8 protein-coding genes are annotated in these 13,386 nt (G+C 37.6%); 7 read left to right on the plus strand and 1 reads right to left on the minus strand.

All coding sequences use genetic code 11. The annotated features are described in order from the left end of the window. Window positions 1-178: 178 nt before the first annotated feature. From AC4G3N_RS10900 to rfbD, 7 genes are all read left to right on the plus strand, one after another. On the plus strand, window positions 179-2,860 hold the full coding sequence (locus tag AC4G3N_RS10900; protein WP_491090210.1) for an SH3 domain-containing protein: 2,682 nt from the start codon (window positions 179-181) through the stop codon (window positions 2,858-2,860). A gap of 302 nt (window positions 2,861-3,162) precedes the next feature. Continuing rightward, on the plus strand, window positions 3,163-5,811 hold the full coding sequence (locus AC4G3N_RS10905) for an SH3 domain-containing protein (protein ID WP_491090211.1): 2,649 nt from the start codon (window positions 3,163-3,165) through the stop codon (window positions 5,809-5,811). Window positions 5,812-6,367: 556 nt separating this feature from the next. Then, the gene (locus tag AC4G3N_RS10910; RefSeq protein WP_491090212.1) at window positions 6,368-6,517 is read left to right on the plus strand and encodes a hypothetical protein; all 150 of its coding nucleotides are present in this window, start codon (window positions 6,368-6,370) and stop codon (window positions 6,515-6,517) included. A gap of 11 nt (window positions 6,518-6,528) precedes the next feature. Beyond that, window positions 6,529-7,428 carry a glucose-1-phosphate thymidylyltransferase RfbA gene (gene rfbA / locus AC4G3N_RS10915; protein ID WP_148630592.1) on the plus strand — a complete coding sequence of 300 codons (900 nt, stop codon included), beginning with the start codon at window positions 6,529-6,531 and terminating at the stop codon, window positions 7,426-7,428. Beyond that, complete coding sequence (rfbC, locus tag AC4G3N_RS10920; RefSeq protein WP_148630594.1) at window positions 7,425-7,985, plus strand: dTDP-4-dehydrorhamnose 3,5-epimerase; 561 nt, start codon at window positions 7,425-7,427, stop codon at window positions 7,983-7,985. Before rfbA ends, rfbC begins: the two co-directional genes overlap by 4 nt. Next, entirely contained in the window at window positions 7,985-8,971 is a 987-nt protein-coding gene (gene rfbB / locus AC4G3N_RS10925; RefSeq protein ID WP_490552653.1) for a dTDP-glucose 4,6-dehydratase, read from the plus strand. Before rfbC ends, rfbB begins: the two co-directional genes overlap by 1 nt. A gap of 1 nt (window position 8,972) precedes the next feature. Further along, complete coding sequence (rfbD, locus tag AC4G3N_RS10930) at window positions 8,973-9,818, plus strand: dTDP-4-dehydrorhamnose reductase (protein WP_491090213.1); 846 nt, start codon at window positions 8,973-8,975, stop codon at window positions 9,816-9,818. Window positions 9,819-10,121: 303 nt separating this feature from the next. On the opposite strand, the gene AC4G3N_RS10935 is transcribed toward rfbD, so the two are convergent. Next, the gene (locus AC4G3N_RS10935; RefSeq protein WP_491090214.1) at window positions 10,122-13,208 is read right to left on the minus strand and encodes a S8 family serine peptidase; all 3,087 of its coding nucleotides are present in this window, start codon (window positions 13,206-13,208) and stop codon (window positions 10,122-10,124) included. Between the last annotated feature and the right edge of the window lie 178 nt (window positions 13,209-13,386).

Raw genomic sequence — 13,386 nt, forward strand, 5'->3', positions numbered from 1 at the left:
ACTATTTAGACATAATATTTGATTGGTTAATCAGAAATTAATATATGTTTTAAAGTTGATTAAATCTGGATATTTACAAAATATTTGATAATTTTAAAACTTTATATAAAAATAAAGATATATAAAAATAGTAATTTAGTTTGGTGTCTTATTTACTAAAGAGGGAGATTTTATTGCAATGAATAACAGGTATAATCAACCACTTAAGGTTATGGCAACATCCGTTCTTCTATCTACGGGTCTAGTTTTGGGGAGCAGTCTTGAACCGACAGAAAGTTTTCTGGGAATGCAAGTGGCTCAAGCTGCTGAATCATATTATAAAACAACAGCCAATCTAAATATGAGAAAAACAGCCAGTATTAAGGGCCAAATTATCATAACCATTCCCAAAGGAAAGCAAGTCACCTATATATCTAAAAATGGAAGTTGGTATAAGGTGAAATATGGATCGAAGACAGGTTATGTCAACTCCAACTATCTGAAGATTGTATCGAGTTCGACCGCTCAGTCAACAAGTACATCCGTATATACAACGACAGCCAATTTGAATTTACGCAAAACAGCTTCAACCCGTTCGGTAATCTTAACGACCATCCCAAAGGGGAAAACAGTCTCGTATCTATCGAAGAACGGCAGTTGGTATAAGGTGAAATACGGAACAAAAACCGGTTATGTCAGTTCCAAATATATAAAGGTTACGAACAAAACAAGTGCACCTACGTCTGCGTCAACAACGATTAAGTCGACTAAATATAAAACTACATCCTATTTAAATATGAGGTCTAAAGCCACAACGAGCAGCAGTCGGCTCTTAACGATACCAAAGAATAAAGTTATTACAGCCACAGCAAAATCGGGCTCGTGGTATAAGGTCTCTTATAGTGGTCAGACCGGTTGGGTCAGCGGCTCGTATATAAAGGAGTACAATCAAACTACAACGACAAGTATTGCTTACTATAAGACGAATGCGACAAGCTCCCTGTATAGTGCTGCCAATACAAATAAAGCAGCTGTTTATTCGATTCCTAAGAATAATATATTTTCTTCTACCCAAAAAGTAGTCAATAGTATAGGAGAAACCTGGTATCGAGTTTCTTTTAAAGGGAAAAATTATTATATTAAAGCTGGATCAGTAAGTAAGGTATCTGCAGCAAATGTTACAAGTACCTCCTATACGGCAAACCAAAATACTTACTTATATTCATTTGCTGGGGAAAAACACGGGACTTTGGTTTCTATTCCAAAGGGAGCCAAAATAATAACCAGTTATCGCATTGGAGATTGGTATAAAACAACGTATGGTGGAAATACGGGGTATATCAATATGGCTAAATTCTCGAAAACGGTAACTTCATCAAGCACGTCTATTACGGCTACAATGTTTAAGACTACCGCCAATCTGAATTTAAGAAAGACAGCATCTACTTCCGGAGAGAAATTAGACACAATACCTAAAAATACGATTGTCACAGCTACTGCAAAATCTGGCATTTGGTATAAAGTGAGTTACAATGGTAAAACCGGCTGGGTAAGCGGTACGTATTTGGCAGCGTATAGTAGTTCCAGCAACAATACTAGCAGCAGCAACCCGAGTGGTTCTGGTGTTACGGAAAACATATACTTGCCGATTGCTAAGTTGAATATTCGTGCCTCCGATTCGACAACATCGGCTAAAGTTGGTTCAATCCCTAAATATACTCAAGTGAAATCTACCTATAAAACTAGCAAAGGCTGGTATCGGGTTACATATGGTGGAGTAACAGGCTATGTTTCAGGAGATTACCTAATTACAAAAGCGAATTACGATAAAATGAACTCTTATGAAAATAATAAGAATTCCTATATACATATGGATTTACGTACAAAATCATCTGTAACGGCTGCGCAGATTAATGCCTATATTGCAAATCATGCAACATCGACTAATAGTGTTCTCTATAATAAAGGATCTGCATTTATTACAGCAGCCAATAAATATGGTGTGAATGCCCTGTATTTAGCAGCACATGCCATTCATGAAAGTAACTATGGGAAATCTACAATCGCATTAGCGAAAAATAATTTGTTTGGCTTTGGATCCTACGATAGTACGCCATTTGTGGGCTCCGTCAAATTTGCTTCTATTGAAGAGAATATTGCCTTTATTGCACAGGAAATGAAAGCAACCTATTTAAATCCATCTAACTGGAAGTACAAGGGTGCAACGCTAGGTTATACAATTAAGGATGCGAATGGAAATCGAATCACTGATTTAAGTAAAGGAATGAACTTTTACTATGCGAGTGATTCCGATTGGGGAAAAAGGGTTTCTACCCATATGTCGAATATATTGGCTTATAGCAAGGAAGGGGCTGTCAGTCAACGTCCAAATACGACGGTACCAACTAAACCAAGCTATCCAAGCGGAAAGGATGTATTCCCAACAGGTACGATGGCTGTTGCCAATTCATCTCTTAGTCTAAGAAACTCAAAAAGCAGCTCAGCGACTGTGGCCGCAACGATTAAGAAGGGTGAGACCTTTAATCTACTCGAAAAATGGAATGATTACTGGTTGAAAGTTAGTTATAAGGGCAAAACATATTATACAAATACGGTTAGCTTAAGCACATATAATAAGTATATGACTGTAAAAAATTTAGCCCGTGTAAGTGTTGGTGGTACGAGTACCTTGAATGTACGTGCATCCGCTAGTACGGCAGCGGCTAAGGTGGGATCTTTATCGAACCATCAATATGTCGAGCTTGTGGTGGATTCAAGTAAAAGTCCAATCACTAATGGCGGTTGGTATAAGGTTAAGCTATTAAATGGAAAAGTTGGCTGGGTATCGGGTAGTTATTTAGTAAGGGAGTTAAATAAATAAGTTTAAGAAAGAGAGGCTGTTGATCATGTCAACAGCCTCTTTTTGTTGGTCATCATTAAGAAAGTGGGCACGAATAAGATTGAAACTATTATGGGAAGAGAATGAAATGCTAATGAAGAAAGTAAGCATTATTATAAGGAAATTGATGAATGAATGAATTAATTCAGTGCTTACCCTTAGAAAAACGCACCATTATTCGTAATTCTATTAATGGGGGGATTATATGTTTATAAGAGAATAAAATATATATCTAAATAATAGTTTAGTACGGTGCGTCTTATTTACTAAAAAGGGAGAGTTCAATGAATAAAAGCTATAGGCAACCAATTAGAGTTATGGCAACATCCGTTCTTCTATCTACTGGTCTGATTTTTGGACCTGAAATTGGATTGAAGGATCGTTTTTGGGAGGTAAAAGTAGAAGCAGCTGCGGAGACATATTATAAGACAACAGCTAATTTAAACTTGCGAAAGTCCGCAAGTAAAACTGCATCAATACTTACAACGATTCCAAAAGGGAAACAAGTTACATACATATCGAAAAGTGGCAGCTGGTATAAAGTTAAATATGGAACAAAAACAGGATATGTCAGTTCTAGTTATTTAAAAGCCGTTTCTCAAACAAGTACATCAGTATACACAACGAAAGCTAATTTGAATTTACGAAAAACAGCTTCAACCAGTGCAGCTATCTTAACGACCATCCCAAAAGGGAAAACGGTCTCGTATCTATCAAAGAGCGGCAGCTGGTATAAAGTAAAATATGGAACGAAAACAGGATATGTAAGCTCAAAATATATCAAGGTCACTAAAAAAACGAGCTCCTCTGCTTCTGTTTCGATTAAGTCGACTAAATTTAAAACGACAGCAAATTTAAACATGAGGTCAAAAGCATCAACAAGTGGCACTCGACTCCTTACTATACCAAAGAATAAAATTATCACGGCTACGGCAAAATCAGGCTCATGGTATAAGGTCTCTTATAGTGGTAAAACAGGCTGGGTAAGCAGTTCGTATATAAAAGAATACAATCAAACTACGACTACAAGTACCACTTACTATAAGACGAATGCGACAAGCTCCTTGTATAGCGCTGCCAATACAAAAAAAGCTGCGGTCTATTCTATACCAAAGAATAATATATTTACATCTACTCAAAAGGTAGTTAATAGTATAGGAGAAACTTGGTATCGAGTTTCCTATAAAGGAAAGAATTATTTCATTAAATCCGGGTCTGTAAGTAAGGTGTCTGCAGCTAAGGTTACTAGTACTTCCTATACGGCAAAAGAAGCGACGTATTTATATTCCTTTGCTGGGGAGAAACATGGAACATTGGTTGCTATCCCTAAGGGAGTCAAAATAACAACCACTTATAGAATTGGGGATTGGTATAAAACAACGTATAGAGGAAAAACGGGTTATATCAACATAGCTAAATTCTCGAAAACGGTATCATCAACAGACACGTCAATTACAGCTACAAAGTATAAGACGACGGCCAATCTGAATTTACGAAAGACAGCGTCCACTTCCGGAGAAAAAATGGACACTATTCCTGTAAATACAATCGTGACGGCCACAGCAAAATCAGGAGATTGGTATAAAGTGAGCTATAATGGTCAAACTGGTTGGGTTAGCGGCACTTATTTGGTTGCATATAGTAGTACCTCAAGCAACACTCCGAGCGGTTCTACTATTACTGAAACAACCTATTTGCCGATTGCTGATTTGAATATTCGTGCCTCCGATACGACATCGTCTACTAAAATCGGTTTAATCCCCAAATACACACAAGTAAAATCAACCTATAAAACCAGTGAGGGATGGTATCGGGTAACGTATGATGGAGTAACAGGCTATGTATCAGGAGATTACTTAATTACAAAAGCGAACTACGATAAAATGAACTCTTATGAAGCGAATAAGAATTCCTTTATACATATGGATTTGCGTACGAAGTCCTCTGTTACAGCTGCACAAATTAATACTTATATTGCGAAGAATGCAACATCGAGTAATAGTGTCCTCTATAACAAAGGCTCGGTGTTTATCACTGCCGCCAATAAATATGGCCTAAATGCCTTGTATTTAGCAGCACATGCGATTCATGAAAGTGATTTTGGAAAATCGACGATTTCTTTGGGGAAAAACAATTTATTTGGTTTTGGATCCTATGATCTAGCACCATTTGTAGGCTCTGTAAAATTTTCCTCCATTGATGAGAATATTCTCTTTATTGCACAGGAAATGAAGGCGACTTATTTAAATCCATCTAACTGGAAGTATCAGGGGGCAACACTTGGATATACCATTAAGGATGCCAATGGAAATCGGAGTGCAGATTTAAGTAAAGGAATGAACTTTTACTATGCCAGTGATTCCAATTGGGGAAGTAAGATTGCCAACCATATGTCCGAGATTTTAGCTTACAGTAAGGAAGGGGCAGTCAGCCAAAGTGCAAATATGACAGTACCAGCCAAGCCAAGCTATCCAATTGGCAAGGATGTATTTCCGACAGGTACAATTGCTGTTGCCAATTCTTCTATAAGTCTAAGAAATGAGACAAGCAGCTCTGCGACTGTGGCAGCAACAATTGGAAAGGGTGAAACCTTTAATCTATTGGAAAAATGGAATGATTACTGGTTGACAGTCAATTATAAAGGCAAGAAATATTATACAAATACGGTCAGCTTAAGCAAATATAATCAGTATATGACTGTTAAAAACTTAGCTCGGGTGAGTGTCAGTGGTTCGAGTACCCTGAATGTACGGGCAACAGCGAGTACTGTGGGCGCTATATTGGGATCATTGCCAAATCATCAATATGTCGAGCTTGTGGTGGATTCAAGTAAAAACCCAATTAAAAGTGGATCTTGGTATAAAGTTAAATTATCAAATGGAACACAAGGCTGGGTTTCTTCTGCTTATCTAACGATGGAATTAAATAAGTAATATCTTTAAAAGTTGTCGGAATTCTGACAACTTTTTTGTTTACATCAGGGGGATTTTGCATTTTTTGACCATCAAATCACTTTAAACTAGGCACAAGCTCTATCAAATTAGGATCGTTCAGACTTCCCCAGTAAAAATAGGTAGATATAATCTCTTAATTTTTGTATGATTTTGTTAAATGATATTATTTCTATTTAAGGAATTAAATGTTAATAATCTAGTCTTATGGATTTAGTAAGTATTCTAGTTTGAAATGGGGGTAAACAAGTGATTTATGCAGAGATTCTGGCAGGTGGGAAAGGTACCTGAATGGGTAATACCTTACTGCAGCTATACCCATTTATAATGTGGCCAGGCATTTAAATGGAATTAATCGAAGCAATAAAGCAGGATCGTTTCGATTAAGCTATACCGTGCGCTCTTATTTTACAGAAAAATTTGACAATATATCTCAGTGTAAAACTGCCGTCTACAGTTATGAATAGAATGGTGGAGGGGTTGGGATGATGAAAGCCAGGACAAATAAAAGCGATGTTTACAATATGCACGGCCTTCTGTGAATTCTATTGTCGTTCATCACTATACAGAAAGTGGAGTAGAGTTAACAATCTATCCCAGTGTAAAAGGTTGGTATGAACTACGCCCGGTGGATACGGACGGAGTAATGAATACAGAATTTGTTCAAGTGAGTGATGTTGACTATTAAGGAGGATGGAAATGAAGGGAATTATATTGGCAGGCGGAAGCGGTACCCGACTATATCCATTAACCAGTGCTATTTCTAAACAAATGCTGCCGGTTTACGATAAACCGATGATTTATTATCCTTTATCCATATTGATGCTGGCAGGTATAAAGGAAATCTTAATCATTTCAACTCCAGAAGATACATCACGTTACGCACAACTGTTAGGAGATGGTTCCAATATTGGCATAAGCCTTTCCTATGCTGTACAAGAAAAACCGGAGGGGCTAGCACAGGCTTTTATTATCGGTGAAAGCTTCATTGGCGAAGATTCTGTTGCGCTCATTTTAGGGGACAATCTATTTTATGGACAGGGATTATCCAAAATGGTACAAAAAGCGGCATCGAAGGAGTATGGAGCTACTGTATTTGGCTATCATGTACATGACCCAGAACGCTTTGGTGTAGTAGAGTTTGATAATAAGATGAAGGCTATATCCATAGAAGAAAAACCGAAGAACCCGAAGAGCAATTATGCTGTGACAGGTGTCTACTTTTATGATAATAGAGTGGTAGAATATGCGAAAAGAATTGAGCCATCTGCCAGAGGTGAATTGGAAATTACAGATTTAAACAGCATCTATCTCGAAAATGGCGAGTTGACCGTAGAAATCATGGGACGCGGTTTTGCTTGGTTGGATACAGGTACGCATGAGAGCCTGCTCGAAGCATCCACATTCATAGAAACAGTGGAAAAAAGACAACGGCTTAAGATTGCCTGCCTAGAAGAAATCGCCTATCGAATGGGCTATATTGATGCTGAGCAGGTCAGACAATTGGCTGAACCACTTTCGAAAAATGAGTATGGGCAGTATTTGATGAGGATGATCGAGCAAGATCAAATGACGCCTAAAGAAGAGGTGGAATTATGAATGTTATTGAAAGCGGATTGAAGGGTGTTAAATTAATCGAACCTGCCGTTTATGGGGACCATCGTGGTTTCTTTACGGAAAGCTATAATGAAAAGCTATTTCATGAACATGGCATCCTTGATCAGTTTATACAGGATAATCATTCCCTTTCAAAGGAAGCCGGCGTATTGAGAGGGATGCATTACCAATTGGAACCTAAGGGCCAAACCAAATTAGTACGTGTGGTAACAGGAGCAATCTATGATGTAGTGGTAGACATACGAAAAGGATCGCCAACTTTCGGGCAATGGGAAGGATTTATTCTCAGTGAATTTAATAAGCGCCAATTATTCGTTCCAAATGGGTTTGCACATGGATTTTGTACCATTACGGAAAATGTAAATGTACTTTATAAGGTGGATGAATTATATTCACCTGAACATGACCGGGGAATTGCCTGGAATGATGAGGAGCTAGCTATTAAATGGCCAGTTTCGGTTCCAATTTTATCTGATAAGGACCAAAAACATCCGATGCTTCATGGAGCTGATTATAATTTTGTTTGGGAGGATGCCTAATGAACATTTTGGTTACAGGAGGAGCGGGCTTTATTGGAAGTAATTTTGTCCGTCATCTATTAACTACCTATCCTGATTATCGAGTTATTAATTTGGATTTACTAACTTATGCGGGTAATATACATAACTTGGATGATGTGATGGAGAATCAAAATCACTATTTTGTCCAAGGGAATATCACGGACCGTGAGCTAATCAAAAGCTTAATCGAACAATATGATATCCAGGCAATTGTTAATTTTGCGGCTGAGTCACATGTGGACCGCAGTATTTTGGATCCAGGAATATTCATTGAAACGAATATTCAGGGAACATTGGCTTTATTGGATGCAGCGAAGGAATGTCATGTACAAAGGTTTTTACAGGTATCGACGGATGAGGTCTATGGATCGCTGGGGGAAACAGGGTATTTTACGGAAGAGACACCGTTAGCACCGAACAGCCCATATTCAGCAAGTAAAGCAGGAGCAGATATGCTCGTCCGTGCTTATCATGAGACTTATGGCTTGTCGGTTACTATCACACGCTGCTCAAATAATTATGGGCCTTATCATTTTCCTGAAAAATTAATTCCATTGATGATAACGAATGGAATAGATGGGGACATGTTACCGATTTACGGAAATGGAGAGAATATCCGCGATTGGCTGCATGTTACCGATCATTGTGCCGCGATAGATTTAGTGCTCCATAAGGGGAAAAGTGGAGAAGTGTATAATGTTGGCGGTCATAATGAGCGGACCAACAATGAGATCGTTCAAAAAATTGTAGAGCATCTCGGTCTCTCAAGTGATAGGATTCACTATGTAGAGGATCGGCTCGGGCATGATCTCCGTTATGCGATTGATCCCACAAAGCTCGAAACTGAGCTAGGCTGGAAGCCAAAGTATACCTTTGATACGGGGATTGTGGAAACAATTGATTGGTATGTCAATCATGAGGAATGGTGGCGTCCATTAAAGGAACGCGCCAAACTGGGTAAATAAGATGAAGATACTAGTAACGGGAGCGAATGGCCAACTCGGGACTGAAGTTGTTACCCTGCTAAAGGAGGATGGGATACACACGGTATTCCCCTTTATTAAGGAAGAGTTGGATATATCTAATGAACAGGAAGTTTCCGAGACCATATCTTCCATTCACCCGGACTGGGTTTTGCATTGTGCAGCTTATACGGATGTTGAAGCTGCGGAGGAAGAAGGCAGGGAAGCGAATTGGAGAATTAATAGAGATGGATCTGCTTATATTAGTAAAGCGGCAGCGGAGACTGGGGCTCGAGTTATTTATATAAGTACAGATTATATATTCGATGGAACAAAAGAGGCGGCCTATTTACCGTCAGATCAAACAAATCCTATTAATCAATATGGTGCGGCTAAACTTGCGGGTGAAGAGGAAATTTTAAAATACAGTCCTTCTGCCTACATCATTCGTACTTCTTGGGTATTTGGAGAACATGGCCGTAATTTTGTTTATACCATGCTAAATTTAGCTAAGAAAATGGATACGATTAAGGTGGTCAATGACCAATATGGAAGGCCGACCTATGCGCATGATTTAGCGGCATTCATGGTTTATATTGTGAATCATGAAGTCGAGGCAGGTGTCTATCATTTTTCGAATGATGGAGTGACAACATGGTTTGAGTTTGCTAAAGAAATATTAAAAGGTAAACGGGTAGAGGTTTTGCCTGGGACATCAGCTGAATTCCCACAAAAGGCTGCAAGGCCAAAGCATTCTGTCCTGTCCTTGGATAAAGTGAAGGATACAGGTTTTATCATACCAACCTGGAAGCATGCACTAGAGCGCTTTATGAAGCAAAGAGTCCATTGACCGATCTGATCATGACAAACTAAAAAGCTGCGATTATCCTAAAAAACGGATAGTGCGCAGCTTTTTTAGTTCTGGTGATTTATTTACTCAAGCTTTATCTATTTGTGACCAAGTATTTGCTAGAAGTCTTAAAGGAAAATGCGAGAACTATTTTCTTTGTCAGCCATTCCATTAAGAAAACTATAGAATCAACTATAAAATGAGAGTGTTGATTACATGAGCTAGGCTATAAATACCTATACTTAATTAGAGTGCGCCTAAGAAGATACGTTTTCTTAGACAGCTAATTTAAGATCCTATAAATTAATAGTTATAGTACCAACCGTTATAGGCGTACTCGTATTTATTCCCCAGTTCATCCTTATAGGATAGTACATACATTAAATCGATATAACTATTATCAGCAAAGAGATTGTCAGGTACAAGATAATTCAAGGTGTTTTGCCCTATTTGGAAGTTATATGTTTGCTGATCATAATAGCTACTAAGATTGCCGGAGTTATAATGATTATAATCATAGACAGTTATTTGCATCTCTGTATCTTTTGATAAGTTTGTTACTATATCGATGCCCGTATTATGTGTATCTACGGAATGACTTTGAATCCACTCTGGATATTCCTCATAATAATTGCTTAAGATAGAGCCGGTTACTTTTGTTTCTCTGCCCATCTGTGTTTTGGCTTTAATAACGTAATTGAGAGGTTCGTAATACCAATAATCGTTGCCATCGTCACTTACTCCATCCCACGTGAAATTCTGAATTCCCGCCTCTTGTTTTACATTTTTACTGATAGTCTTAACTAGAGAATCATCTCCGTCATAAATTTCAACCGTGACGGTAGCAGGATCAGAGAGTTTATAGAAGACCTCAATATCTGTTTCATAATACTCTTTAGATTTATTTTGTACGTGCTTCGGATACTCAACTTTAATAACTTGGCGATCCACATTAAGATTTGCACTGTAAGTTGCGTTATTTTTATACTTGTCAGATGCGTTGATTCTGTAGGTATAAACTCCATCTCCAATATACTCACCATTAGAATTGGTTCCATTCCAAGAGAAATCATAGCTGCCAGCCTTCTGGTCCTCATCTTTTAGGATTGTTTTTACAAGTGTCGAGCCTTTATAAACATTGATAGACACACTGGAAGCTTTAATGAGTGTATATGGAATAGCAACGTCCGTATTACCGGTGATATTCTTTGTTCCTTTGCCACTTACAAAATTAGCACGATGATCTTCGAGGTTGAAAGTTTTACTCTTAATCGTTTTTTTATTACCGATGAGATCTTTTAACTCATACTGAAAAACATAAATTCCTTCTGTAACAAATTTATTCTTACTGTCTGTTCCATTCCAACTATGTTGTATGGATGAAGGATCATACAATTTGTTAGTAACCAGTGTTTTTACTTTCGAACCCTTGCTATTCAAAACAGAAACAGTCATATATAGTTTTTCTTTGGATTTAAAGGTTGCATTCTGTTTATTCTTCTCTGTTGCTTTAAATGGGGTAGCTATATTATTTAGAGAGCCATTTATAGTCGTATCCACAGTGATACTTGATTTAACTGTTTTTCCTTTGACCTTCGTTAGAGAGATGGTTTCGAATGACAGTTTATAACTGCCATCCTTCACTAGCTTGTTACTGGAGTTTTTCCCGTTCCAAGTAATTGATTGTTTGCCACCTTTGATGGTCTTGCTCTTCATAATTGTTCCAACTGTTTTCCCCGTACTATCCAAAACTTTAACAGTTACTTTTGAATCTTTGTTAAGTACATAAGGAACTTTTATTGATGTAGTGACCTTGTGTGAAAAATTGGCAGCTTTACTGGTGACTGTTGGGGCTACATTATCCTTAACTGTCACAGTTTTGGTTTTATAAATGTTTTTGCTGCCTCTAGTCATTCTTGCAACAAGCGTATATTTTCCTGATTTGGCGTAGCTATATGATCCTGTCTTTCCGTCCCATGATGTGGAAATTTTCCCCCAACTCCACGGTTTATTGGAGACTAAACTTCTAACCAATTTTCCTTTGGAATCCTTTACATAGATTGATAGTTTTGACGAGCCATATGCGCTTACAGAGATGTTATGTTTATTTTTCCCTGTAGCAGTGAATTTTGTACTCGCGGTTATCGTTGATAACTGCCCAGGTGTATTTGACATTGCTTTGCTCGCATCAATTCGACCATATCCATATAAAGAATCCCAGCCTTTTTTCCCGAGGTCTTTGACAGATTTATTCATAATAATTTCTATTTGGTCTGGTGATAACCAAGGATTTTTAGAAAGCATTAGAGCAGCTACTCCACTTACTAAAGGAGCCGCCATTGATGTTCCATCCATATATTCATAAGAACTGCCGTTGACGGTAGAATAGATATCTTCACCAGGAGCTGAATAATTTATGTAGTTTCCAAAATTAGAAAAGTATGAATCGCTGTCTTTCTTATTAGTGGAACTAACTGCCAACACATGATTTAAAGCAGCTGGATAAGAAGTGTAGGAGGTGCTGTCATTACCTGCAGCTGCAATAATAATAGCGCCCTTCGAATGCGCATATGCCACTGCACTGTCTACATATGAACTGTAAGAATAACTTCCAAAGCTTAAATTCAATACTCTTGCACCATTATTGACTGCATATATAATTCCATCACCAATACTATAAGCGTCTGCATATTGCCCATTGAAAACTTGAACAGGCATGATTTTAACCTTTGGAGCTACACCTGATATACCGATTGTGTTCTGAGTAGCTGCAATGATACCAGCTACATGGGTACCATGAGCTGCCGATGTTATCGTCGAGTTGTTGCGTACAATATTTTTTTGCTTAGTAATTTTCCCTTTTAGATCTGGATGATTTGTCTGCATTCCATTATCGATAACAGCAACTATGATCGAAGAGGATCCTTTTGATTTATCCCATGCTTTTGGCATATTGATTTTTGGTAAATGCCATTGTTTTTTATAATGTTTATCTTTTGGGGTATAAGCCGTTTTGTATAATATATTTGGTTCAACCAATTGAACGGATTTGTGCTTAGAGAGCCTTTTGGCAATAGAAGATAGGTCAGTATTTTTTACTACAGAGACTAAAGAATAATTTCCTGTTTCAGAAAAGGATAGCTCACTACCTTTAATGCTGTTGATGATTTGCTTTCGCTGACCCTTAGAAAGGACAGATTTAAACTTAACAATCAACTCTTGCTCTGTGTATTCTTTCTCATCCGCAGTACTGAATAATTTTATACCGCCTTTTTGAGCATTGTTCTGTTTTTGTAATGTTTCCGCAGCGTTTACATTGGCAGTGGAAACCATGAAACAAAACAAAAATACAATAAAGGCACTAATTCCTTTAATTAATGAATTCCTCATTCAATATCCCCCTAGTTTAAATGCATTAATTACAATAATCCCCTATTTATTATATCGGATAAATATGGTAATATTTAACTATTTTAATAGTTATACTTTGGATCTTTTTAATAGACTTTAATATGGATTCTTTTCTATAAAAATTGTTTTTAGTGGCTAATTGTCGAGTTAATAAAAA

Source organism: Bacillus sp. z50 (assembly GCF_058313585.1).